General features: G+C 60.3%; 25 protein-coding genes and 1 tRNA gene. 18 read left to right on the plus strand and 8 right to left on the minus strand.

Annotation, left to right across the window (positions count from 1 at the left end; genetic code table 11):
• Positions 1 to 91 precede the first annotated feature (91 nt).
• Entirely contained in the window at positions 92 to 607 is a 516-nt protein-coding gene (locus tag FIV39_RS09605; RefSeq protein ID WP_027607322.1) for a DUF2062 domain-containing protein, read from the minus strand.
• Between the two features lie 135 nt (positions 608 to 742).
• Between FIV39_RS09605 and FIV39_RS09610 the strand changes: the two genes are divergently transcribed.
• The 8 genes from FIV39_RS09610 (at position 743) to murB (ending at position 7,598) form a co-directional block, all read left to right on the plus strand.
• Positions 743 to 2,968 (plus strand): DNA internalization-related competence protein ComEC/Rec2, encoded by a 2,226-nt coding sequence (locus tag FIV39_RS09610; protein WP_244176287.1) that lies wholly within the window; start codon positions 743 to 745, stop codon positions 2,966 to 2,968.
• A gap of 109 nt (positions 2,969 to 3,077) precedes the next feature.
• The gene (locus FIV39_RS09615; protein WP_090402877.1) at positions 3,078 to 3,713 is read left to right on the plus strand and encodes a MotA/TolQ/ExbB proton channel family protein; all 636 of its coding nucleotides are present in this window, start codon (positions 3,078 to 3,080) and stop codon (positions 3,711 to 3,713) included.
• Complete coding sequence (locus FIV39_RS09620; RefSeq protein ID WP_090402879.1) at positions 3,710 to 4,138, plus strand: ExbD/TolR family protein; 429 nt, start codon at positions 3,710 to 3,712, stop codon at positions 4,136 to 4,138. Before FIV39_RS09615 ends, FIV39_RS09620 begins: the two co-directional genes overlap by 4 nt.
• Positions 4,138 to 5,148, plus strand: a complete 1,011-nt coding sequence (gene lpxK / locus FIV39_RS09625) for a tetraacyldisaccharide 4'-kinase (RefSeq protein ID WP_090402881.1) — start codon at positions 4,138 to 4,140, stop codon at positions 5,146 to 5,148. The genes FIV39_RS09620 and lpxK overlap by 1 nt, the downstream gene beginning before the upstream one ends.
• 23 nt (positions 5,149 to 5,171) lie before the next feature.
• The gene (locus tag FIV39_RS09630; protein WP_003174668.1) at positions 5,172 to 5,357 is read left to right on the plus strand and encodes a Trm112 family protein; all 186 of its coding nucleotides are present in this window, start codon (positions 5,172 to 5,174) and stop codon (positions 5,355 to 5,357) included.
• Complete coding sequence (gene kdsB / locus FIV39_RS09635; RefSeq protein WP_090402883.1) at positions 5,354 to 6,118, plus strand: 3-deoxy-manno-octulosonate cytidylyltransferase; 765 nt, start codon at positions 5,354 to 5,356, stop codon at positions 6,116 to 6,118. Before FIV39_RS09630 ends, kdsB begins: the two co-directional genes overlap by 4 nt.
• Positions 6,118 to 6,582: a low molecular weight protein-tyrosine-phosphatase gene (locus FIV39_RS09640; protein WP_090402886.1), complete on the plus strand. Its 465-nt coding sequence runs from the start codon at positions 6,118 to 6,120 to the stop codon at positions 6,580 to 6,582. The genes kdsB and FIV39_RS09640 overlap by 1 nt, the downstream gene beginning before the upstream one ends.
• Positions 6,579 to 7,598, plus strand: coding sequence for a UDP-N-acetylmuramate dehydrogenase (gene murB / locus FIV39_RS09645; protein ID WP_090402888.1), 1,020 nt, complete (start codon positions 6,579 to 6,581; stop codon positions 7,596 to 7,598). The genes FIV39_RS09640 and murB overlap by 4 nt, the downstream gene beginning before the upstream one ends.
• A gap of 63 nt (positions 7,599 to 7,661) precedes the next feature.
• On the opposite strand, the gene FIV39_RS09650 is transcribed toward murB, so the two are convergent.
• Positions 7,662 to 8,333, minus strand: a complete 672-nt coding sequence (locus FIV39_RS09650) for a Bax inhibitor-1/YccA family protein (protein WP_003174664.1) — start codon at positions 8,331 to 8,333, stop codon at positions 7,662 to 7,664.
• Between the two features lie 152 nt (positions 8,334 to 8,485).
• Between FIV39_RS09650 and FIV39_RS09655 the strand changes: the two genes are divergently transcribed.
• The 5 genes from FIV39_RS09655 (at position 8,486) to FIV39_RS09675 (ending at position 11,214) form a co-directional block, all read left to right on the plus strand.
• Positions 8,486 to 8,576: transfer RNA gene (locus tag FIV39_RS09655), tRNA-Ser, on the plus strand.
• 278 nt (positions 8,577 to 8,854) lie between these two features.
• Positions 8,855 to 9,775 (plus strand): hypothetical protein, encoded by a 921-nt coding sequence (locus tag FIV39_RS09660; RefSeq protein ID WP_090402890.1) that lies wholly within the window; start codon positions 8,855 to 8,857, stop codon positions 9,773 to 9,775.
• Positions 9,772 to 10,056: a hypothetical protein gene (locus FIV39_RS09665; protein WP_090402893.1), complete on the plus strand. Its 285-nt coding sequence runs from the start codon at positions 9,772 to 9,774 to the stop codon at positions 10,054 to 10,056. Before FIV39_RS09660 ends, FIV39_RS09665 begins: the two co-directional genes overlap by 4 nt.
• 113 nt (positions 10,057 to 10,169) lie before the next feature.
• Positions 10,170 to 10,802, plus strand: a complete 633-nt coding sequence (locus FIV39_RS09670) for a hypothetical protein (protein ID WP_244176289.1) — start codon at positions 10,170 to 10,172, stop codon at positions 10,800 to 10,802.
• Between the two features lie 85 nt (positions 10,803 to 10,887).
• Complete coding sequence (locus FIV39_RS09675) at positions 10,888 to 11,214, plus strand: hypothetical protein (protein ID WP_090402897.1); 327 nt, start codon at positions 10,888 to 10,890, stop codon at positions 11,212 to 11,214.
• On the opposite strand, the gene FIV39_RS09680 is transcribed toward FIV39_RS09675, so the two are convergent.
• Together FIV39_RS09680 and FIV39_RS33330 are read right to left on the minus strand one after the other, a co-directional pair.
• On the minus strand, positions 11,177 to 12,142 hold the full coding sequence (locus tag FIV39_RS09680) for a hypothetical protein (RefSeq protein WP_146371506.1): 966 nt from the start codon (positions 12,140 to 12,142) through the stop codon (positions 11,177 to 11,179). The genes FIV39_RS09675 and FIV39_RS09680 overlap by 38 nt on opposite strands.
• A 62-nt stretch (positions 12,143 to 12,204) precedes the next feature.
• Positions 12,205 to 12,483 (minus strand): Pathogenicity locus, encoded by a 279-nt coding sequence (locus tag FIV39_RS33330; protein WP_090402901.1) that lies wholly within the window; start codon positions 12,481 to 12,483, stop codon positions 12,205 to 12,207.
• A gap of 468 nt (positions 12,484 to 12,951) precedes the next feature.
• Here FIV39_RS33330 and FIV39_RS09690 point away from each other — a divergent pair, with 468 nt between their 5' ends.
• Positions 12,952 to 13,701 (plus strand): hypothetical protein, encoded by a 750-nt coding sequence (locus FIV39_RS09690; RefSeq protein ID WP_090402903.1) that lies wholly within the window; start codon positions 12,952 to 12,954, stop codon positions 13,699 to 13,701.
• A gap of 244 nt (positions 13,702 to 13,945) precedes the next feature.
• A complete protein-coding gene (locus FIV39_RS09695) occupies positions 13,946 to 14,215 on the plus strand; it encodes a hypothetical protein (RefSeq protein ID WP_090402905.1) in 270 nt (89 codons plus the stop codon).
• Between the two features lie 253 nt (positions 14,216 to 14,468).
• On the opposite strand, the gene FIV39_RS32965 is transcribed toward FIV39_RS09695, so the two are convergent.
• The 3 genes from FIV39_RS32965 to FIV39_RS32970 all read right to left on the minus strand — a co-directional run bounded on the left by FIV39_RS32965 (position 14,469) and on the right by FIV39_RS32970 (position 15,828).
• Positions 14,469 to 14,975, minus strand: coding sequence for a hypothetical protein (locus FIV39_RS32965; protein WP_186731509.1), 507 nt, complete (start codon positions 14,973 to 14,975; stop codon positions 14,469 to 14,471).
• Positions 14,976 to 15,038: 63 nt separating this feature from the next.
• Positions 15,039 to 15,665, minus strand: coding sequence for a helix-turn-helix domain-containing protein (locus FIV39_RS09705; protein ID WP_090402907.1), 627 nt, complete (start codon positions 15,663 to 15,665; stop codon positions 15,039 to 15,041).
• Between the two features lie 4 nt (positions 15,666 to 15,669).
• Positions 15,670 to 15,828 (minus strand): hypothetical protein, encoded by a 159-nt coding sequence (locus FIV39_RS32970; protein WP_167361107.1) that lies wholly within the window; start codon positions 15,826 to 15,828, stop codon positions 15,670 to 15,672.
• A 239-nt stretch (positions 15,829 to 16,067) separates the two neighbouring features.
• On the opposite strand from FIV39_RS32970, the gene FIV39_RS09710 reads away from it, so the two are divergent.
• From FIV39_RS09710 to FIV39_RS09720, 3 genes are all read left to right on the plus strand, one after another.
• The gene (locus tag FIV39_RS09710; protein ID WP_090402908.1) at positions 16,068 to 18,185 is read left to right on the plus strand and encodes a TonB-dependent receptor family protein; all 2,118 of its coding nucleotides are present in this window, start codon (positions 16,068 to 16,070) and stop codon (positions 18,183 to 18,185) included.
• A 454-nt stretch (positions 18,186 to 18,639) separates the two neighbouring features.
• The gene (locus FIV39_RS09715; RefSeq protein WP_090402910.1) at positions 18,640 to 19,182 is read left to right on the plus strand and encodes a sigma-70 family RNA polymerase sigma factor; all 543 of its coding nucleotides are present in this window, start codon (positions 18,640 to 18,642) and stop codon (positions 19,180 to 19,182) included.
• Positions 19,179 to 20,111, plus strand: a complete 933-nt coding sequence (locus FIV39_RS09720) for a FecR family protein (RefSeq protein WP_090402912.1) — start codon at positions 19,179 to 19,181, stop codon at positions 20,109 to 20,111. Before FIV39_RS09715 ends, FIV39_RS09720 begins: the two co-directional genes overlap by 4 nt.
• Positions 20,112 to 20,263: 152 nt before the next feature.
• On the opposite strand, the gene FIV39_RS09725 is transcribed toward FIV39_RS09720, so the two are convergent.
• A complete protein-coding gene (locus FIV39_RS09725) occupies positions 20,264 to 22,081 on the minus strand; it encodes a sigma-54-dependent Fis family transcriptional regulator (RefSeq protein ID WP_090402914.1) in 1,818 nt (605 codons plus the stop codon).
• Positions 22,082 to 22,334: the final 253 nt, after the last annotated feature.

Below are 22,334 nucleotides of genomic sequence, written 5' to 3' on the forward strand. Positions count from 1 at the left end.
GGCGGGGTTATCTTGAATAATCACTCATGGAGAAAACGTGCTTTGAAAAGGGTTGGCCAGTGTGTATCTGTCCTGGCGGGCGTGTTGAACTTCAACCGCGCCGCTGTTTGCGCTTTTTCCACTGGTGCGCGACCCACCAGCGCCAGTAACCCATGGTCAGGCAATAGGCCAATGCGCCCAACACGAGCCCCAACACCACCGAGCCCAGCAGGAAGGGCTGCCACAGCGTGCTCAGCTGGCCGCTGATCCACTCCCAGGTCAGGTCGTCGGGCAGGCTGCGCGGCGGCACATTCATCAGCCAGGCGCCGGTCATATAGGTGCAGATGAACACCACCGGCATGGTGATTGGGTTGGTCAGCCATACCAGACTGATGGCGATGGGCATGTTGCCGCGCACGGTGATCGCCAGCACTGCCGCCAGGAGCATCTGCAACGGGATCGGGATAAAAGCCGCGAACAAACCCACCGCCATGGCGCGTGCCACGGAGTGCCGATTCAGGTGCCAGAGGTTTGGGTCGTGCAGCAACGTGCCAAGAAACTGTAATGACTTGTGTTCCCTGATACTGGTTGGGTCGGGCATGTACCGTTTGAATAAGCGCCGGGGCATAAGGGGTCCAGGTCAGTTCGAGGGGCAAGTATGCCCGCATTCTATAAACAGAAAATTCAGACTTTGTGACAAAACATCATAGGACGCGCTGGGCACCCGTCTAAGACTGAGTGGATCACTTGAAAAGGAGGGTTCATGAAGACAGGGATGTTCGCGCTCGCGCTGGGGTTGCTGGCCCTGCGTTTTCTACCGGCGTTGCCGCCGACAGGGTGGCTGATAGCCATGCTGGTGCTGGCATTGATGCTATTGCCCTTTCGCACGTCGCCCCTGGCATTTTTCCTACTGGGCTTGAGCTGGGCGTGCATCAGTGCGCAGTGGGCGCTGGATGATCGACTGCGCCCGGCGCTGGATGGCCAGACGCGATGGCTGGAGGGCCGTGTAACCGGGTTGCCGCAGCAGACGGGGACGGGCGTGCGTTTTGAGTTGGCCGACAGCCAGGCGCGCAACGCGCGGCTGCCCAAGCGCATCCGTGTGTCCTGGCACGGCGGGCCGCCGGTACGCAGTGGCGAGCGCTGGCGTCTGGCCGTTACGCTCAAGCGGCCTTCCGGGCTGCTCAATTTTCACGGTTTTGATCAGGAGGCGTGGCTGCTGGCCCAGCGCGTTGGCGCCACCGGCTCGGTGAAGGATGGCGAGCGCCTTGCGCCGGCTCGTCATGCCTGGCGTGACACTGTCCGCCAACGCCTTATGGCGGTGGACGCCCAAGGCCGCGAGGCGGGCCTGGCGGCCTTGGTGTTGGGGGATGGCTCCGGACTGGCGGCCGAAGACTGGCAGGTGTTGCAGGACACCGGCACGGTGCACCTGCTGGTGATTTCAGGCCAGCACATTGGTTTGCTGGCAGGCCTGATCTACGGGTTGGTCGCGCTGCTTGCACGCTACGGTTGCTGGCCCCGCACCTGGCCGTGGCTGCCTTGGGCGTGCGGCCTGGCCTTTGCCGCCGCGCTGGGGTATGGCCTGTTGGCAGGGTTTGGCGTGCCCGTGCAACGGGCCTGCGTCATGGTGGGGCTGGTGCTGTTGTGGCGCTTGCGCTTTCGTCACCTGGGGTTCTGGTGGCCATTGTTGCTGGCACTTAATGGGGTGCTGATCCTGGAGCCATTAGCCAGCCTGCAGCCCGGGTTCTGGCTGTCCTTTACGGCTGTCGCTGTGCTGGTCCTGGGATTTGGTGGGCGGTTGGGGCCGTGGAGTGTCTGGCAGGCATGGACACGTCCCCAGTGCTTGATTGCCGTTGGTCTGTTTCCTGTGCTGCTGGTGCTCGGTTTGCCCGTCAGCGTGAGTGCGCCTCTGGCCAACCTGATTGCCGTGCCGTGGATCAGCCTCGTGGTGTTGCCACTGGCGTTGCTGGGGAGCGCATTGTTGCCGCTGCCGCATGTGGGGGAGGGCTTGTTGTGGCTGGCGGGTGGGGCGCTTGACGTGTTGTTCCGGGGCCTGGCATGGCTCGCTGGGCAAATGCCTGCCTGGATACCGGCCGAGGTGCCCCTGGGTTACTGGCTGATCAGCCTGTTCGGCGCGGTGCTGTTATTGCTGCCCAGAGGCGTGCCGTTTCGGCCACTGGGCTGGCCGCTGCTGTTGTTGGCGGTATTTCCACCCCGCGAGCCGGTGCCCCATGGGCGGGTGGAGGTGGTGCAGTTGGATGTCGGGCAGGGTCAGGCATTGATCCTGCGTACTCGCCATCACACGTTGCTCTACGATGCCGGCCCGCGTTCGGGGGCGGTTGACCTCGGTGCCCGCGTGGTCGTGCCCGCGTTGAAAAAGCTCGGCGTAGGGACGCTGGATATGATGCTGCTGAGCCATGCCGACGCCGATCATGCCGGCGGGGCGTCGGCTGTTGCCCGAGGGTTGCCGATCAGACGTGTCGTGGGCGGTGAAACCGAGGGCTTGCCCGCGTTTCTCGCAACCCAGCCCTGTGTCAGCGGTGAACAGTGGATCTGGGACGGTGTGTCATTCGAGCTGTGGCAGTGGCCTGATGCGATTAAAGGCAACCCCAAGTCCTGTGTTCTGCAGGTCCAGGCCAATGGTGAGCGAATGCTACTCACCGGGGATATTGATCGGGCAGCCGAGCGAGCATTTCTCGCCTCATCGTTGGCCGTGCGCACCGATTGGTTGCAATCCCCGCACCATGGCAGTCGCAGTTCGTCGTCATGGCCTTTTCTACAGCGGCTGGCACCCACGTCGGTGCTGATTTCCCGCGGGCGTGGCAATGCGTTCGGCCATCCTCACCCACAGGTGGTTGAGCGCTACCGGGCACTGGGCAGCCAGCTGTATGACAGTGCCGAGCAGGGCGCGGTGCGTGTGCAACTAGGGGCTTTCGAGCCACCGACTGTTGCGCGTAGTCAACGCCGTTTTTGGCGCGAAACGTTACCGTAACCCAGCCTTACTAAAGACCGGCGACTGGGACAGACGGGTCCACGGCCGCCGAACCCCGCCGCCGAACCTATATGGTAAAGTGGCGCACTTTTTCGAGGGGACATTCACTGTGTGGGAATTGGTCAAATCTGGCGGCTGGATGATGTTGCCAATCATCTTGAGTTCCATCGCCGCACTCGGCATCGTTGCCGAACGTTTGTGGACCCTGCGCGCCAGTCGCGTTACCCCCGAGCATCTGCTGGGGCAGGTCTGGGGCTGGATCAAGAACAAGCAACTGGACAAGGAAAAACTCAAGGAACTGCGCGCCGACTCGCCGCTGGGTGAAATCCTCGCCGCTGGCCTGGCCAACTCCAAGCATGGTCGCGAGATCATGAAAGAGTGCATCGAAGAGGCCGCCGCCCGTGTCATCCATGAGCTGGAGCGCTATATCAACGCCCTCGGCACCATCGCGGCCATGGCGCCGTTGCTCGGTTTGCTGGGGACGGTGCTGGGCATGATCGATATTTTCAGCTCGTTCATGGGCTCGGGCATGTCCACCAACGCGGCCGTATTGGCCGGGGGCATCTCCAAGGCCCTGATTACTACGGCGGCGGGCCTGATGGTCGGCATTCCCTCGGTGTTCTTCCACCGTTTCCTGCAGCGGCGCATCGATGAACTGGTGGTCGGTATGGAGCAGGAAGCCATCAAGCTGGTGGAAGTGGTGCAGGGCGACCGTGATGTGGACCTGATTGGGGGCAAAGCGTGAAATTTCGCCGCAAGCAACGGGAAAATGTTGATATCAACCTCGCGTCGTTGATCGACGTGGTGTTTATCCTGCTGCTGTTTTTTGTCGTCACCACCACTTTCACCCGGCAGACCGAACTGCGCGTCGACCTGCCGGAAGCCGTGAGTGGTTCGCCGGCCGAAGACCAGGAAGTCAAGCAACTGGACATCGCCATCAGCGCCGACGGGGCGTTTTCGGTGAATAACCAGTTGCTGGAGAAAAACGACCTCGCCAGCCTGATCGCTGCCCTGGAGAAAGAGTCCGGTGGTGATACCAAAATGCCGTTGTCCATCAGTGCCGATGGCAAGACCCAGCACCAGGCCGTGATCACCGCGATGGACGCCGCCGGCAAGCTCGGTTTCAGCCATCTGCGCATGAGCACTGTCGAGGCGGCGAGCCAACCCTGATGGCCATGTCCGATCGTTTGCTCAAGGCCTGGTACGAGGGCCATCCGGCGCTCGCGTTGTTGCGTCCGCTGGAGTCGTTGTATCGCCGGGTGGTGCAGCGTAAGCGCGCGCGGTTCCTGGCGGGAGAGGGCGAGATCTATCAATCGCCGGTGCCAGTGGTGGTGGTCGGTAATATCACCGTGGGCGGCACCGGCAAGACGCCGTTGATCCTGTGGTTGATCGAACACTGTCGGCGCAGTGGCCTGCGGGTAGGGGTGGTCAGTCGCGGGTATGGCGCCAAGCCGCCGCAGTTGCCATGGCGCGTCGAGGCCGGCCACAGCGCCACAGTGTCGGGTGATGAGCCTTTGTTGATCGTGCAGCGCTGCGGCGTGCCCCTGATGATCGATCCCGACCGCAGCCGTGCGGTGAAGGCCTTGCTTGCCAGCGAAACCCTCGATTTGATCCTTTCCGACGACGGCCTGCAACACTACCGCCTGGCCCGTGACCTGGAATTGGTGCTGATCGACGCCGCCCGTGGCCTCGGCAACCGCCGTTGCCTGCCGGCCGGGCCATTGCGCGAACCGGTTGAGCGTTTGCACAGTGTTGATGCGCTGCTCTACAACGGTGCCGGCTCGGATCGCGACGATGGCTTTGCGTTTCGCCTGCAGCCCACCGCACTGGTCAACCTGCACAGCGGCGAACGCACGTCGGTGGCGTACTTTCCTGAGGGGCAGCAGATACATGCGGTCGCCGGTATCGGCAACCCACAACGTTTCTTCAACACCCTCGAAACGCTACACTGGCAGCCGATTCCCCATGCTTTTGCCGACCACGCGCCCTACAGCGCCGAGGTCTTGAATTTTACGCCGTCATTGCCACTGGTCATGACCGAGAAGGACGCGGTGAAGTGCCGCGCCTTTGCCCAGCCCGACTGGTGGTACCTTGCGGTAGATGCGGTGCCGTCGCCGGCGTTCGTCGCCTGGTTCGACACGCAGCTGATGCGCCTGCTGCCCGCCCGTCTTTTGCCTTAAACGCTTCTTTCCAGGAAACACTCATGGACACCAAACTGCTCGACATCCTCGCTTGCCCGATCTGCAAAGGCCCGCTCAAGCTCAGCGCCGATAAAACCGAGCTGATCAGTAAGGGCGCCGGCCTGGCTTACCCGATCCGTGATGGCATCCCGGTGATGCTGGAAAGCGAAGCCCGCACCCTGACCACCGACGAGCGCCTGGATAAATGACCACAGCCTTTACCGTTGTCATTCCTTCCCGCTACGCCTCGACGCGCCTGCCGGGCAAGCCGCTGCAACTGATCGGCAGCAAGCCGATGATCCAGCTGGTGTGGGAACAGGCCTGCAAAAGCAGCGCTCAGCGCGTCGTGGTGGCCACTGATGACCCGCGCATCATCGAAGCCTGCAAAGGGTTCGGCGCCGAAGCGGTACTGACCCGTGAAGATCACAACTCCGGCACCGACCGCCTGGCCGAAGTGGCCACGCAGCTTGGCCTGGCGCCAGACGCCATCGTGGTTAACGTGCAAGGCGACGAGCCGTTGATCCCGCCTGGCGTGATCGACCAGGTGGCCGCCAACCTGGCCGCCCACGGTGAAGCGCGTATGGCTACCCTGGCCGAACCGATTGAAGACATCGACACCCTGTTCAACCCCAACGTGGTGAAGGTGGTCAGTGATGTCAATGGCCTGGCGCTGACCTTCAGCCGTTCGACCTTGCCCTGGGCGCGCGACGCCTTCGCCAAGAACCCTGACGTGCTGCCGGAAGGCGTGCCGTACCGCCGCCATATCGGTATCTACGCCTATCGTGCGGGTTTTCTGCATGACTTCGTCAGATGGGGCCCGTGCTGGTTGGAAAATACCGAATCCCTGGAGCAACTCCGAGCCCTTTGGCACGGCGTACGTATCCACGTGGGGGACGCCCTGGAAGCACCGCCTGCGGGTGTCGATACCCCGGAAGACCTTGAACGCGTCCGTCGCCTGTTGGGGGCCTGATGGAGGTTCTGTTTGTCTGCCTGGGCAATATCTGCCGCTCGCCCACCGCTGAGGGCGTACTGCGCCATAAATTGCGCGAAGCCGGGTTGGCGGGGCTGGTCGAGGTGGCGTCCGCCGGTACTGGCGAATGGCATATCGGCAATCCGCCGGACCAGCGCAGCCAACGTGCGGCGCTGGTGCGCGGCTACGATCTGTCGGCCCAGCGTGCCCAGCAGGTCTCCCGCGCCGACTTTGCGCGCTACGACCTGATCCTGGCCATGGACAACAGCAACCTGCGCAATCTCAAGGCCATGCAGCCCACTCAGGGCAAGGCGGAATTGGACCTGTTCCTGCGCCGCTATGACGCGGAAGTGGACGAGGTGCCGGATCCCTACTACGAAGGCGAACAAGGCTTCGAACGGGTCCTGGACCTGATCGAGCGGGCGTGTGATTTATTGGTGATCGAATTGAAGGGACGGTTATGACCTTGCAAGTACTGGCGCAGGTGTCGCTTAAGCCATTCAACAGCTTTGGCATTGATGTGCGTGCCCAACTGTTTGCCGAAGCCCACAGTGATGCCGATGTACGCGAGGCACTGGCCTATGCGGCGACCCAGGCGTTGCCCTTGCTGGTGATCGGTGGTGGCAGCAACTTGCTGCTGACCCAGGACATTCCTGCCTTGGTGTTGCGCATGGCCACCCAGGGCATTCGGGTGCTGCAGGATGATGGCGTGCAGGTGGTGATCGAAGCCGAAGCCGGCGAAGCCTGGCACCCGTTTGTACTGTGGACCCTTGAACAGGGCTTCTGCGGCCTGGAAAACCTCAGCCTGATCCCCGGTACCGTGGGCGCTGCCCCCATGCAGAACATCGGTGCCTACGGTGTGGAGATCAAGGATGTCTTTGCCGGCTTGACCGCCTTGGACCGCCAGACGGGCGAGCTGCGCGACTTCAGCCTGGAAGAATGCAACTTTGCCTACCGTGACAGCCTGTTCAAGCACGAAACCGGGCGCTGGCTGATCCTGCGGGTACGCTTCGTCTTGAGTCGCGCCAGCCACCTCAAGCTCGACTACGGCCCAGTGCAACAGCGCCTGGCAGGGCAGGGGATCACCGAGGTCACGCCGAGCGATGTCAGTCGCGCGATTTGCAGCATCCGTAGCGAAAAATTGCCCGACCCGGCAGTGCTTGGCAATGCCGGCAGCTTCTTCAAGAACCCGCTGGTATCGAAGGGCCAGGCTGAAGAGTTACAGGCGCTGTATCCGGACCTGGTGGCCTACCGGCAGGCGGATGGGCAGATGAAACTGGCCGCTGGCTGGCTGATCGACAAGGCCGGCTGGAAGGGCTTTCGTGACGGCGATGCCGGCGTGCATACGCTGCAGGCGCTGGTGTTGGTCAACTATGGCGGCGCCACAGGGCACGATATAGCCAACCTGGCCCAGCGTATCCAACGGGACATCGCCGAGCGTTTCAAGGTCGAGCTGGAAATGGAACCCAACCAGTACTAATACCGTGAAAACAAAAATGCCCCGCATCTTTCGATACGGGGCATTTTTTATGCAGCGAGTAAATCAGTCGTCGCGGCTCATGATGCCGAAGATCTGCAACAGGCTGATAAACAGGTTGTAGATCGACACATACAGGCTGACGGTTGCCATGATGTAGTTGCGTTCACCGCCGTGGATGATGGCGCTGGTCTGGAACAGGATGCACACGGAGGAGAACAGCACAAAACCCGCGCTGATCGCCAGTTGCAGGCCGCTGATCTGGAAGAACATGCCTGCAACCACCGCCGCCAGCAACACGAAGAAGCCTGCGGTGATGAAGCCACCCAGGAAGCTCATGTCCTTGCGGGTGATTAGCACGTAGGCCGACAGACCACCAAACACCAGGGCCGTCATGGCAAACGCCGAGCTGACCACTTCCGCACCGCCGGCCATGCCGAGGTAGCGGTTGAGGATCGGGCCGAGGATAAAGCCCATGAAACCGGTCAACGCAAACGCAGACACCAGGCCCCAGGCCGAGTCACGCAGCTTGTTGGTCAGGAAGAACAGGCCATAGAAGCCGATCAGTACGACAAAGATATTCGGATAGCCGACCCGCATCTGCTGGGCCACGAACGCCATCACGCCGCTGAATGCGAGGGTAAGGGCGAGCAAGCCATAGGTGTTGCGCAACACGCGGCTGACTTCAAGCTGCTCAGCCTGCGCGTTGCCATTCACTGCGTAATTCTGTTCGCGCATGGCGACACTCCTTCGGTTTTGAAACGTTCAGTCGCAAAGATCATAACAGACGCTCTGTAACAAGCTATGGCGAGAGTTTGACAGTGTGTTTCATTCGGGTATTATGGCGCCCGCTGAGACAGGATGGGCTACTCTAATCCTGTGACGCACAAGGGAAATTGGCAGAGTGGTTGAATGCACCGGTCTTGAAAACCGGCGAACGTTAATAGCGTTCCCAGGGTTCGAATCCCTGGTTTCCCGCCAAGATTCAAACGAAAGCCCCGCAATGCGGGGCTTTTGTGTTTCTGGGGTTTGGCGACCTCGGGCTTTGGGGGCGGGCGATGACCATTGTTCTTCGCGCAAAAAACCAACCCGGTGTCGAGAACTGTGTGAACCCATCCGCATTAACCCGTATGCACAAGGAACGATGCTAATTAGCCATGCTCCAACCATCCGTGCCAAGCCTGCCCAGTGGGGGCATGGCTCAATCGGCTCCGCGTAAACGGCGGCGTGCGCTACCCCATTACAAGGACGCAAGCTTTATGCAGTCATCCCCCTCCCAAGCGCCTTCCGCCACCGGCGAACTGATCGCCAGTTTCCGTCACGGCAAGGGTTTTCTGATTTTCAGTTTGATATTTGGCCTTGTGTTGTTAGGTCTCGCCGGGTTTGTGTTGTATCTGGGCACGATCCTGCCACCGGGCAATGAGGGGCCGGTCAGTCTCCAACCGTCCCGTGGCATGGCCTTCAGTTTCAGTAACCCACATACCTTGATTTACGCCACCAGCGCTTTGCTGGCCGTTCTCGGGCTTGGTGTATTTGCCGCTTACGCCTGGCACAGGAAACTGCGCGCGCCGCGTTACACAGTGTATGAGCACGGCATCGAGCGCATCATCGACGATCAGCGGGAATACACCGCCTTTGCCGAGATTGACGACCTGTATCTGTTTGGCTCCGGGCAAACCGTGCTGACCGGCATGATCACCAACGTGGCCTACCGTCGTAATGCCACCGAGCCGTTTCATCGGGTGATCGAGAGCCTCAAGGGCTTTCACGACTTCCAGCAGTTGGTCCGTGAGCTGCACGTACGCGCACGTCTGCCGGGGGTAGTGGCGACGCTGGAGTCGGGCGGGGCGGTCAGGTTCAATTGCATCAGCTCCGGGCAGGTCTGGGGCAAGCGTGTCACCGGCAACTTCCTCAAAATCACCACGACGCCGATTGTGGTGAGCCAGGATTTTCTCGAATACCAGGGGCGCATAGTGCCGATGTCGTCGCTGCGTAGGGTCGACCTCAACGCCTGGACCGAAAAGGTGGTGATCAAGGACGAGAGCGGCAAACCCGTGTTGTCGACCATCGCCACCGGCATTCTGAGCCACGATCTGTTCCTCAATACCCTCGATGCCGTGTTTGCGGCTGAAGAACAAAAACGTGAGCCGGCAGCGTCAAGGATGAGTACTAAACGATGATCTATCGCGGCGCAGGCTGGCTGACGCTGTTCACACCGGTGGCCATGGTGTTGTTGCTGATGGGGTTGTGGCCCGACCCCAGCGTCAAACCCGGCAATACCTCATCGATGCAACTGCTGATGGGGGCGGGGATTGGCTCGGGTATCAACACCGTGCTGGGCTTTGTACTGAATCGGCAGGTGCATGAAGATGGCGTGCGCCATCACTTCTTTTTCATGCCCATGCAGTGGCCGGCGCTGGCGATCATGATTGTCTGCGCGGTGATTGCCCTGCTCAAGTAAGGCTGCCGACCGCTTCGGCAGGGGCGGCGGCTTCTTGCCCAGCCTGGCCTTCATCACCACGTCGCGACTGTCGTAGTGATACCGTCTACCCAGCCATCCCCGGAGCCTGCTGGATGAATCGCCAACGCCCACCCCGCCTCGTCGTAACGGCTCCAGCAGTGCCAGGCACTGAATACCCTGCCGGGCACCCACCTGTCTGGCATTACGGCCCGGATGTACCGATCGTTGGCAGCAGTGGTCGGGGTATTTTAGGTTTCTGCATTGGGCTGTTTATGCTTTTGCCGGGCTATGTGCTGGCGATGTTGCTCTTTGTCGGGCTCGGAGCGCTACAAAGTGCGCCGTCCAGCGATGGGGCGAGCTTCACAACGTCCTCGCTCCTCCTGTGCATGCTTGGCACTGCAGTGCTCATCGGTGCGATGTTTGCGTGGATGGCCTCTGCGCCTCATGTGCAGGCCTTTACGTTCGATGAACGCCAGCAACTGCTTACACTCATCGTCATCCGTCGTGGTCGCAGACCCACCGAAGTGCGTGTGCCATTTAGCGACATCATCTACGTCTGCCCCTACGTGCTCGCCCGGTTTGATCGCGATGGGCATTTGCGCGTCGTGTGTCAGGGGCCGAAGGACAAGCTGTTCGAATATCAATTGGGAGAGAGTATCTCTCTGGACGAAATGGCGTTTCATGCTGAGTGGTTGCGGGGAATGATAGGGGAGCGGATGCACGAACCATTGAACTTGGACAAGTGACGCACGTATGTGAATAGCGTCTTGAAGCGACTCCCATGACTTTCGATGTTGAATTTTCCGGGTTAATCCCCACAAGGACGGTGAAATGACCCGCTATTTCAAAAGCCCAGACAGTGACCAGGTTGAAGAGGTCGATGCGTTTCAAGTTCTGGCGATATTGTTTCTGGGGGCGATCTATCTTCTCTTCGCCGGCCTTTGGCGGCACTTGCTGATTTGGGGCCTGGCGATAGGGGTGGGTCTGCTCGCAGGCCCACCTTGGGCGGCTATACCGATTGCGGTATTACCCATCATCTACTGTTTTCTGATACGCAAAATCGTAGCGGACGAGTACTTGAAGAAGGGCTGGGCTGAGGTGCCAGATCCAAAGCTTGCGCTCAAGGAAGCAACGCCACGACCACCAACTGCTCTTTGAACTTGGTGTACAACGTGAGCGTGTGATTCAGGTAGATTTTCGATCCGCTTGCTCGTTTTTCCGGCGAGCCACTGCTCCACACGCCAAATACGATGACTTCTGTGCCTTTGCCCAGTGTCTGCAACCACTCGCTGTCTTTATCTCCAACACTGACCTTGAAGACGCTTGTCACATTTTCTGCGTCGGGCCGTTCGTATTTAGCCGTGAGATTCAGATAGCTCATGACCCGGCCGCTGCCTTCATCTGGCACGTAAACCCGGTCGACCGTGCCCACCACTGCGAAGGGGTGGCACTCGCTCCCCAGGCGTTGCAGCATTCGCCATGCATCTTCGTAGCGGTTTTTTTCAAAGAAAAAGTCTGACCAGCGAATTTTCTTAGTGCCAAAGCGCAGCACCAGATGTTGAGCCAGTTCATCATCCGCTTCGCACCGCTCACGCAGCTTAAGCAGATCAGCCGTAGTGCGCAGGTAGCTGGCCAGTTTTTTGCCGCTTGGCTGATATAGCTTGGGCTGTCTCTGCGTGGCAGAGCCATCCGTTGCTGAGGTCGTAAACTGAGCACCAGAGAGTGATTTGCCACCCAGATTATTGTGCAGCAGTAACAGGCGCAGTTCGGAAGCGCCGGCGTTGAGCGTTCCGATAAAGTCGGGATCGGACTCGGCGGCGACGATAGTTTTCAACTGGCCGAGGGCGTCGTATTTGCACCCGGGTTTGTGGTCGGAGTCACGACCGGCAGTCAGCCCGATGTAGGCGGCGCGGTCGAAAGGTTCCTTTCCCGATCGGTTGACGAGTCCGCGCGGTACAAAGCGCACCGGTGCACGGCAGTTGCCGCCGTCACACACCAGCGATGGAATTGTGCGGTTATGATCGCTGAGCGTTTGAAGTGCCTCGATAGTGTGCGGATGGCCCAGCGCATCCAATGCCGACGACATTTTTATTCCTTTGCCCACGCATAGCTCCTGATTGAAACGGCAGTTGAGTGGGGCTCATCCTATCAAGCGAAATCCCTGTCTGCGACCCGTAGTGCCGGGTCGTCCGCGCTTGAAACCCGCGCCAACTCTACGGCCGCAGTAATCGCTGCGCGTGCTTGAGGGCTATTCTTCCAGCACGTCGAACCAAGTGCCGCGGATGCTTGAGCCAGGATGTCGCTCACCTCTGACTGCGCGAGGTTGGCCAGCGATTCGATACCCATCTGCTCCAGCCGAGCAATGACGGTAGGACCTACGCCTTTGAGTGCGAGCAAGGCCGCTCTTTCTTCCCATGAGAATGGCATCTGCAAATTCCTTTTTTCAATGAGCCTTCAGGGGGGCGTTGCAGCTGTAATTTAAGTTGATGGGCCCCAAATACAGGGCGAGACCTCCCTCAGCCACACCCGCAGCCGATTTCGAAGGCAGTGACGCATGGCTCAGCAGAAAAGCTGAGCCACCGAAAGCAGGCAAATCACCTGGACAAAAATCTGAGCTCGAATGGGATGTTTCATCTGCGTTACCCTCCTGTACAGCTGCGGGTGAGAGTGTCGTGCACGATGTGAATCTTATCTGGATCGCCAACAACACTCGCAACTGTTCTACCGAGTATAGATCCTGAAACGAATCTTTCACGATGGGGCCGATTCAGGGCCCGGCAGGCGCTGTTTACAACTATCTGCCCAGCCCATCGCACTTTTTTTCATTTCTCCAATCTATCTTTGTCCAAGCCCCGCCGATTTCCCGCGAGGGCAAAAGAACCAGATCGGGTGCCGATGGATCGCACGTTACCTTTATTCAAGACTCGACGGATGCACCGGCCACTGTTGCTGGCCGTGGTGTTAATGCTCTGCGCCAATGGGTGCACCCAGCAGCAGGGGCGGGACATAGCCAAGCAGTTCAGCAATGGCAAACCCGATGAATTCTTCCAGACCAGTGTCGATCGCATGGCGACACTGGGCATGCGCGACAACTTGCAAAGCCTGTATTTGCTCATGAACAAGCTCTATCTGCGTAACCCCAACCAGTGGCGTCAATCGGGTTATCCGGATGCGGTGAGCGCTGCGCGGGAGATCCGCCTGGCCATTGAACAGCGCCGCTCATTGCCCGCCCTCGGTGAGCGTCGCGACCTGGCGGCCCTGAGTTACTCCTTGAGCCCTGAATTTCAGGGCGACCGGGTCGGCGCGTTTATCTATGCAATCGGCAGCATGCTCGTGACTGCCCATGGAGGCCGCACTGAGTTCTACATGACCGATTCGATCAACCCGCAGTTCGTCAGCAACGCCGCGCGTAACATCGAAAAGGCCACCTGGTTGCTCAGCAAGCGTCAGGATGCAAATGGCGTCCTGCTCCTGTTTTCCAACGAAATATCGGAGGAGGGCAGTAACCTGAGTTTCGCCGTCGAGTTCGGCAAGATTGTGGCGCGTCTGGACCTGTTGACCCAGATGCTCGATGAGCGCTACCGCCGTATTGGGCTTAACTATGCACAAAGCCTGTTACTGATGAATTTCCTGCCGGTGCAGTAATGCAGTTCGTCGCCAGGCACTTAAGCCCCAAAGCCGGTTGCCGATGCAGATTTTATCCCGTTGTGCTCTGTTATTTCAGAAGAGCGTTATCAAGCATCTGACAGTTGAAGAGTTGGGCGCGATGACGGAGATGTATGCTGTTTCTGTTTTGAATGTAGGAAGCGGCCTATCTTGCATTCCGATGCTTGAAACACCTCTCTATGCGCAATAGCCTCGGATTTTTTTGAAAGAACGAGGCCCTACCTTGGGTAAGCGAAAAACGGTCTGGCCGACGGACCGCGAAATACGCCTGCGCTTTATCCTCTTCGCTGTGATCGACGCCGCGAGTGTTCAGGGCGTTCCCTCCGAGTTGTTGCTGCCGGCACATAAACTGCTGCGTGACTCGCCGACAGAGGCGCAGTTGCTCGCCGCTCTGGGTGAAATTCTTGCCGCTGATGAAATGCATGGGTTCAGGTTGCCACCGGGGTCGGAGGCCGATGAATTGATGCAGTCCCTGGAGAAGCCCGACGGCTAGCGTCATCCGTTAGATCGTTTATTTCCTTAAGATTGGACGAGATTCCTCAATCGAATATCCATGACGTCCATTCATGCGGGCTAGCGGATGTAAGTAACGCAATAGCGCCTGAATCATCGTTATCACGCCAAATGCAGCTGTTTTGTTCAACTAAGCGTCCCTGAGAACATCCATTCCTGCTGCTGCGCCGTCGTCTTGCACAGCCCTCCGGCATCTCTAGAATCGGCGCCAGAACTTAGCCATTTCCTGTCGATTACGGAGTTTCGAACATGATGAATGCAATGCAGATGCCGATGAACACCTCCATGCCAATGATGCCGATGATGGGCATGCCGATGATGATGGCGACCATGAAATGCGAAATGGCCGCTGACGCCATGATGTGCACCATGAAGCCGGCGGCAGGCATGGACATGGCGCAGTTCAAGACCAACGCCGAAATGATGGCGATGATGATGAACTGCGGCATGCCGATGATGATGCAGTGCGCCAATATGTCGATGATGTGCATGTCGGCCGACGCCATGGCCATGATGACCGGCATGAACATGATGCCGATGATGGGCATGCCGATGCCCATGATGAAGTGCGTCATGGAGTGCACCATGATGGCCGATGGCATGATGTGCAAAATGATGCCGATGCCGGGCATGAGCATGGACATGATGAACAACTGCTGCATGCTCATGAACAAAATGATGAACGACTGTGCCATGCCCATGATGATGAGCTGCAACGGCATGCCGATGATGTGCTGCACCTGCTGACAGGTCCCGCGCCATAAAAAACGCCCCGATAAGTCGGGGCGTTTTTTTTGCCGGGATTAATCCAGCCGCTCGGGGTAGGTGATCACCAGGAACGCTACGGCTTCGCTGTCCGCCGGGTTGCGGTAGCGGTGGGGCTGGTCGGCGTAGAACAGGATCGAATCGCCGGTGGACAACAAGTAGCGCTCGTCATTGACGCTGACTTCCAGCACGCCTTGGGCCACCACCAGGTTTTCCTGGATGCCCGGCCCGTGGCCTTTAGAGACCTCCTCGCCAAGTGCACGCAGGCGAATCTCGTAGAACTCCGACTGGCGTGCCGTGTCGTAGGGAAACAATGCGCGGCTGATAAATGCGCCATCGGCACTCACCAGGCGTTTGCTCTGCTGCGCCGGCAACACTTCAACCCCTTCGAACGCGCGATCCTCCAGGAACGCCGCCACCGACACCTTCAGACCCTTGGCAATTTTGCACAGCACCTTGATCGACGGCACGCTGCGCCCGGACTCGATCTGCGCCAGCATCGCCCGGCTCACGCCGCAGGCGCGTGCCAGGGCGTCCAGTGACAGGTGCCGTTTGCTGCGCAGCCGTTGCAGGTTATGCGCCACGCACAGGCTGATCACATCGTCATCGGTGTTGGGTTTGGGCAGTGGTTCGGGAGGTTCGGGAATCACATGCAGGAAATTCATTGGCCTACGCCCTGCGTGTATCGCTGGGTGTTGTGGCGTGGGTGGTAAACACCGCCAACCCTGCGCGTGCCGCGTACATCGTCCACATCAACTCGGCCGCAGCACGTGCCTGGCGGCGTTTGCGGTGGAGGGTAAAGTCGATGACGGTGGCGGATGTGGGCATGGGGACGCTCTCGTAGGTAACTCAGTGGCTCCAGATTAATGCGTGCTGGTTATTTCTTTAAATACTGAGTTTGCATGTGTTAATTCGATTTTGGACTTAAAAAATAGAGCGCGTCCGACGCTGTTGTGGGAAGTGTCTGGTCCGTTATTAAGGCGTGACTTGGCGAGCATCGTTGCCTTCCCATCACTGTTCGCGTGATGGCCAAGCCTTTCACGCTCCCGCATTTCGAGGATCCGCCCATGCTGCTGCGCCCACCTCCGTTCCTGTTTGCCGCCCTGACCTTAAGCTCGCTGGTGCACGCCGAAGACCTGCAATTGGCGCCGGTCGAAGTTACCACGCCAGAGGCCAGTGCCGGCGAAGTCGCCCAGGCGCAGCTCAAGAGCGTGCCCGGCGCCACCAATTACATCGACATGAGCAGCGTGCAGCAGGGGCGGGTGAGCACTAACGAAGACGTGTTCAAGTACCAGCCGGGGGTGTACGCCAAGGCGGCGAATAATGAAGGGGTGAAGCTGTCCATTCGCGGTTCGGGCCTGAACCGTAGCCCGGGCGCCCATGCTTCGGGGCTGTACGAAATGTTCGATGGCTTGCCGCTGACCGGCCCCGGCGGCACCCCTTATGAACTCAAGGACCCGTTGTGGCAAAGCCGCGTCGAGGTGCTGCGCGGCGCCAATGGCTTTGATCAGGGCGCGTTGGCGCTGGGCGGCGCGGTCAACTACGTGACCCATACCGGCTACGACGCGCCCAAATTGCAAGTGCGCTATGAAGCCGGCAGCCGTGGCTATGCCCAGCGCGAGATCAGTTCGGGCCAAGTGCTGGGGGATGCCGACTACTACATCAGCCTGACCGACTCGGAATCCGACGGCTACCAGCGCCAGAGCGCGGCCACCGGCAAAGGCATGGCCGCCAACTTCGGTTACCGCTTCAACCCGGACCTGGAAACCCGCTTCTACTTCCGCTACCGCGAAACCACCAACGACACCCCCGGCAAACTCACCCGCGCCCAGATCAGCCACGACCCGCGCGCCGCCAACAGCCTCAACGCCGCCCGTGATTCCAAGCGCCTGCAACCGGGTTCCACCTGGATTGCCAACAAGACCACCCTGCAGCTGGATGACAGCTCGCGCCTGGAAGTCGGGCTGGCGTACCACGATTACCCGATGGACCTGCGCGAAGGCACCAACCGCCTCAAGGTTGCCTACACCGATATCAGCAGCACCTTGAATTACATCCGCCAGGACACGTTATTCGGCCACGACAGCAAAACCACCCTCGGCCTGCGCACCACCCAGGCGATGCCCAACAACGGCACATCGGAATACGTGCGTACGCCAGCCGGCAACACCGCAACCTACGCCCCCGGCACCAAGACCCGCGACTACAGCTACCTGGGCTCCGACACCGTGCTGCATATCGGTAACGACCTGGAACTGGTCGAGGATTTGTGGCTGACCACCGGCCTGGCCGCGATCTACACCCGCCGTGAAACCCAGGTCACCTATCCCGACGGCCAGGCGCCGCTCAGCCAGCACGACTGGGACTACGCTCCGCGCATCGGCCTGCGGTATGACTTCAACCCGCAGTTGCAGGTCTACGGCAACCTGAGCCGCTCGGTCGAGCCGCCGCATGCGTGGTCGATGATCTGGGGCTCCAATAAATACTTTCCCGTGGGCAGCGGCCCGGCCACTGGATTACAACGCGAAGGCGTCAGCCTGAAAAACCAGACCGCCACCACCCTGGAAATCGGTGGTCGTGGCGAAGCATGGCTCGGCCAGTGGGATCTGGCGCTGTACCGCTCCGAAGTGCGTCACGAACTGCTCACCGTGGAAACCCAGGCCCAGACCTCGACCAGCAATGCCATCGTCGCCGAATCCAACGCCAGTCCCACCGTGCACCAGGGCGTGGAACTGGGCCTGCTCAGCCCGCTGTGGGACGGCGGCCGCAGCGGCAAGCTCGACGTGCGCCAGGCCTATACCTTCAGCGATTTCCACTACCGCGACGACGACCGTTTCGGTGGCAACCGCTTGCCGGGCATCCCCAAGCACTACTATCAGGCGCAACTGCGCTACAGCCACCCGACGGGTTTCTACACCAGCCTCAACACCGAGCATTCCTCACGGGTGGCGGTGGACTACGCCAATTCCTATTACGCCGCGTCCTACACGCTCCTCGGCGCCACCGTCGGCTACGACGCGCCCAAACAGGACTGGCAAGCCTGGGTCGACCTGCGCAACCTCACCAACCGCCGCTACGCCAACACCGTCACGCCGGGCTACGACGACAAGGGCCTGGATGTCGCACGCTCCACCCCGGCCGATGGACGCGGGATCTACACCGGCGTCTCATGGAGCTGGCGCTAAGAGGACACACAGGTACCTGCTGCATGGAGATCAAACTGTGGGAGGGGGCTTGCCCCCGATAGCCATATCTACACAATTTTCAGAGACTGGCGAGTTCCCCTGTGGCAGCGGGCTTGTCCCGCGTTGGGCCGCGTAGCGGCCCCAAAACAGCCGCTATGGAGTTTCTGATACACCGCATTCTGCTTTACTGGGGCTGCTACGCAGCCCAACGCGGGACAAGCCCGCTCGCCACAGGGAGATTTGTCAGGGGCTGAAAAGTTGTGTAGATACCCATGCCCCGATAGCGGTGTATCAGCGACAGATAAGCTGACTGACCCACCCTCTATCGCGAGCAAGCCCCCTCCCACAGTTGATTCGTGGTGCTTTCAGCGCTTGCGAGCCCCTTGCCCCACTATCGTTTTACTGGCATTGTTTGCGCAATTGGTAATTCTTCCCATTTGAGACTCTTTTGCGCATGCATGACATTTCGGCCGCGCTCGGCGATTCAGTGCGTCAGCAGACCCTTACGGCGATGTACAGCGAGCACCACGGCTGGTTGCATGGCTGGCTGCGCCGAAAACTGGGGTGTTCCCAGCACGCCGCCGACCTGGCCCACGATGCCTTCATCCGTGTGCTGATGCTCGCCGAGCCGCAAAATATCAAGGAACCCCGGGCCTTCCTGGCTACCACGGCGGGGCGCTTGTTGATCGATGGCGTCCGGCGCCGACGTATTGAAAAAGCCTACATGGAAGCGCTGGTAATCCAGAGTGAGGACGCCGGCATGCCCGACCCGGCCGCGATCCATGTCGCCCTGCAAGCCCTGGAACGCATCGCCGAAATGCTTGCCGGCTTGCCCGCCAAGGCCCGCGAAGCCTTCCTGTTGAGTCGCCTCGACGGGCTGACCTACAGCGAAATCGCCACGCGCCTGGACGTGTCTGCCAGTACCGTCAAAAACTACATCTCCAGTGCCCTGGTGCACTGCTACCACAGCCTGCACGCAGCAGACCCGCTGGCATGAGTTCTGAACAGATCATCCAGCAAGCGGCGAATTGGCTGACCCGCCTGCACGATGAAGAGGTCAGCGACGCCGAGCGCCAAGCCTTCAACGCCTGGTGCCAGGCAGACCCTCGCCACGCCGTCGCTATCGAACGCATGCGCTCGCTGTGGGGCAGCCTCGACACCTTGCCCGCACAACCTGCACGCCTTGCCCTGAACCGCGCGTTTGCGCCGCGACGCGCACGCGGTGCGCAGGTGATGGGTGTGCTCGGCATCGTGCTGTGCGGCTGGCTGGGCCTTGAGCACCTGCCGGTATGGATGGCCGACCAACGCACCGGCGTGGGCGAGCGCCGTCAGATCGCCCTCGAAGACGGCAGCCAGTTGCAGCTCAACAGCAACTCGGCGGTGGACGTGAAATTCGACGGTCACCAACGGGTGATCGAACTGCTGCAAGGCGAACTCTGGGTTGACGTGGCCAAGGACGCGCAACGGCCCTTCGTGGTGCGCACCGACCAAGGCACGGCGACCGCCCTGGGCACGCGTTACCTGGTCAAGCGTGCGCCAGACGGCACGACGGTGGTGACGGTGATCGAGTCCACCGTGGCGGTCGAAGGTGATGCCCGCGAAGGCGTCAAGGTCAGCGCCGGCCAGCGGTCGATCCTCGACCATGGCCGCGCCCAGCCACCCGAGGCCATCGGCAACGCCGACCCGGACGCCTGGACCCGTGGCCTGCTCAAGGTCAACGACCAACCGCTGAGCGAGGTGTTGCAAACCCTGGCCAGCTACCGCCACGGCCTGCTGCGCTTCGACCCCCAGGCCCTGCAGAACCTGCGGGTGACGGGGGTGTTCAAGCTGGATGACACGGCGGCGGCGCTGTCGACCCTGGCGGATAACCTGCCGATCCAGGTGGAGTACTTCACCGACCTGCTGGTGGTGGTCAAGCCGCGCTGAGGCCTCTCCCCGCATATCCACCATCACACAAATCCGTAGCAGCTGCCGAGCGCAAGCGAGGCTGCGTTGGCGGTGTGTCAGGCATAACGCAAACGCAGCCTCGCTTGCGCTCGGCAGCTGCTACGGGGGGCGCGATGGGTGGCTACGTGCGTTCAGTCATTGCCTTGGCGCAGGCGCTTGTACAGGGTGTTGCGGCTCACCCCCAGCTCCCGCGCCAGGTGGGAAATGTTCCCACCGGCCGCCTTCAATCGCTGGCTCAGGTCGATGCTGTCATCCGGGTACTCATTGGCGGGCAGCGGTGCCGTCACTTTCAAATCGACAAAAAAATCATCCGGCAGATGCTCCGGGCGAATCGGCTGTTCCTCGGCCATCGCCAGCGCCACCTGCAGCACGCTGCTCACCTGGCGCAGGTTGCCCGGCCATGGGTGCTGTTCGAACAGCGCCAGCACCTCGGCACTGAGCCCGGCCCATTGGCTTGGCTCACGGTGTTGCTGCCACAACTGCTGGAACAGCGCCCGCTTGTCGCTGCGTTCGCGTAATGGCGGCAATTCAAGGGTCAGGCCGCCGATGCGGTAGTACAAATCCTCGCGAAAACGCCCGGCCTGGACCCGCTCGCGCAAGGCTCGGTTAGTGGCCGAGATGATGCGCAAATCAACCGGGAACAACTCGCTGCTGCCCACCGGCTGCACGCAACGCTCCTGCAATACCCGTAGTAGGCGCGCTTGCGTCGGCAGCGGCATATCGCCGATTTCATCGAGGAACAGCGTGCCCTTGTCGGCCTTGCGGATCAGGCCGATGCTGCCTTTCTGGTTGGCGCCGGTAAACGCGCCTTTTTCGTAGCCGAACAGTTCCGATTCCACCAGCTCCGCGGGAATCGCCGCACAGTTCACCGCGATAAAGGCCTGCTGGCTGCGGGAACTGGCCTGGTGCAGGGCCTTGACGAAGACTTCCTTGCCCACGCCGGTTTCACCGTGGATCAGCAGCGGGATGTCCTTTTCCAACAAACGCTCGGCCTGGCGCACGGCTTTTTCCACGCGCACATCGCCAAAGTGCAAGGTCTTCAAGCCAATCGCAGCGGGCTTTGGCGCAACGGGCTCACTGAACACCCGCGCCTGCACCGGCATCTGCTTTGGCCGTTTCAGCAGGCACTGGAAGCGATTGCGCCCCGCCGCCTGCAACGAAAAGGGCAGGCCCTCCGGCTGATTGAGCAACTCCAGCAGCGACACCTTGAACAAACTGTCGATCATCACCCGCGACAGACTGATGCCCAGCAAATTGTCGGCACGACGGTTGGCCGAGAGCACCTGGCCGCTCTCGTCAAAGATCAGCAGCCCGGCCCATTGGCTGTCGAGGTTGCTCAGGCCGGTGTTGAACGTCAGTTGGAAGTGCTCACCGCGAAACAGGTTGAGGATCAGCCGGTTTTCCACGGTCTGGCTCATCATCTTGACCATGCCCAAGGTGTGGGAGGGCGGCAGGTAGCTGTCGCTGGACACATCCAGTACCGCGATGATTTCGCGCTGGGCATCGAAGATCGGCGCCGCCGAGCCGGTCATGAAGCGGTTGGCCTTGAGGAAGTGTTCGTCATGCTCGATATGCACCGCCTGGGCGCAGGCCAGTGCGGTGCCGATGGCGTTGGTGCCGCTGGAGCGTTCCATCCAACTGGCGCCGGCGCTGAAGCCACGGGCCAGCTTGGGCTCGATAAAGCGCTGGGTGCCCCAACTGGTCAACACCTGGCCCTGATTGTCGGCGAGCATGATCAGGCAGTTGGAATTGCTCAGGATGTTTTCGTAATAGGGCAGGACTTCCTGGTGCGTGGTCTGCACCAGGGAATGCTGGCTTTCCAGCAATTGGCTGATGCCCTCGGCGGGCAGTTGATCGAAGTTGGGCGTGCTCTGGTGGTCCAGGCCGAAGGCGCGGCAACGGCGCCAGGATTCCTGGATAAGGGTGTCGTGAGCCAGGGGTTCGGCCATGGGGCGACCTTCTTTTTATTGTTTTGGGGTCTTGCACAATCCAGCGGATGTAACCAGATCAATCGGGTTCAAAGAGTGTTGTTCAGAACTGTTCATTGTCAACCCCCGGATTGTTCAGTTGTTCAGCCCGACCTGTTCATTTCTGTTCGCTCCTGAACATCCCGTTCAGCTCATTGCCTTATGGATCAAGCACCTGCCATTTTTGGCACGAAACTCGCTCTGACGACTGGCCAGATTCATTCCAATAATAAAA

Origin of the sequence: Pseudomonas grimontii, assembly GCF_007858185.1 — a bacterium.
GTDB lineage: Bacteria > Pseudomonadota > Gammaproteobacteria > Pseudomonadales > Pseudomonadaceae > Aquipseudomonas > Aquipseudomonas grimontii.

Bases quoted from the DNA above. Each gene is read 5' to 3' on its own strand.
- FIV39_RS09605 (WP_027607322.1), bottom strand. From the start codon at position 607: ATGCCCCGGCGCTTATTCAAACGGTACATGCCCGACCCAACCAGTATC.
- FIV39_RS09610 (WP_244176287.1), top strand. From the start codon at position 743: ATGAAGACAGGGATGTTCGCGCTCGCGCTGGGGTTGCTGGCCCTGCGT.
- lpxK (WP_090402881.1), top strand. From the start codon at position 4,138: ATGGCCATGTCCGATCGTTTGCTCAAGGCCTGGTACGAGGGCCATCCG.
- FIV39_RS09630 (WP_003174668.1), top strand. From the start codon at position 5,172: ATGGACACCAAACTGCTCGACATCCTCGCTTGCCCGATCTGCAAAGGC.
- kdsB (WP_090402883.1), top strand. From the start codon at position 5,354: ATGACCACAGCCTTTACCGTTGTCATTCCTTCCCGCTACGCCTCGACG.
- FIV39_RS09640 (WP_090402886.1), top strand. From the start codon at position 6,118: ATGGAGGTTCTGTTTGTCTGCCTGGGCAATATCTGCCGCTCGCCCACC.
- murB (WP_090402888.1), top strand. From the start codon at position 6,579: ATGACCTTGCAAGTACTGGCGCAGGTGTCGCTTAAGCCATTCAACAGC.
- FIV39_RS09650 (WP_003174664.1), bottom strand. From the start codon at position 8,333: ATGCGCGAACAGAATTACGCAGTGAATGGCAACGCGCAGGCTGAGCAG.
- FIV39_RS09660 (WP_090402890.1), top strand. From the start codon at position 8,855: ATGCAGTCATCCCCCTCCCAAGCGCCTTCCGCCACCGGCGAACTGATC.
- FIV39_RS09665 (WP_090402893.1), top strand. From the start codon at position 9,772: ATGATCTATCGCGGCGCAGGCTGGCTGACGCTGTTCACACCGGTGGCC.
- FIV39_RS09670 (WP_244176289.1), top strand. From the start codon at position 10,170: ATGAATCGCCAACGCCCACCCCGCCTCGTCGTAACGGCTCCAGCAGTG.
- FIV39_RS09675 (WP_090402897.1), top strand. From the start codon at position 10,888: ATGACCCGCTATTTCAAAAGCCCAGACAGTGACCAGGTTGAAGAGGTC.
- FIV39_RS09680 (WP_146371506.1), bottom strand. From the start codon at position 12,142: ATGTCGTCGGCATTGGATGCGCTGGGCCATCCGCACACTATCGAGGCA.
- FIV39_RS33330 (WP_090402901.1), bottom strand. From the start codon at position 12,483: ATGCCATTCTCATGGGAAGAAAGAGCGGCCTTGCTCGCACTCAAAGGC.
- FIV39_RS09690 (WP_090402903.1), top strand. From the start codon at position 12,952: ATGGATCGCACGTTACCTTTATTCAAGACTCGACGGATGCACCGGCCA.
- FIV39_RS09705 (WP_090402907.1), bottom strand. From the start codon at position 15,665: ATGAATTTCCTGCATGTGATTCCCGAACCTCCCGAACCACTGCCCAAA.
- FIV39_RS32970 (WP_167361107.1), bottom strand. From the start codon at position 15,828: ATGCCCACATCCGCCACCGTCATCGACTTTACCCTCCACCGCAAACGC.
- FIV39_RS09710 (WP_090402908.1), top strand. From the start codon at position 16,068: ATGCTGCTGCGCCCACCTCCGTTCCTGTTTGCCGCCCTGACCTTAAGC.
- FIV39_RS09715 (WP_090402910.1), top strand. From the start codon at position 18,640: ATGCATGACATTTCGGCCGCGCTCGGCGATTCAGTGCGTCAGCAGACC.
- FIV39_RS09720 (WP_090402912.1), top strand. From the start codon at position 19,179: ATGAGTTCTGAACAGATCATCCAGCAAGCGGCGAATTGGCTGACCCGC.
- FIV39_RS09725 (WP_090402914.1), bottom strand. From the start codon at position 22,081: ATGGCCGAACCCCTGGCTCACGACACCCTTATCCAGGAATCCTGGCGC.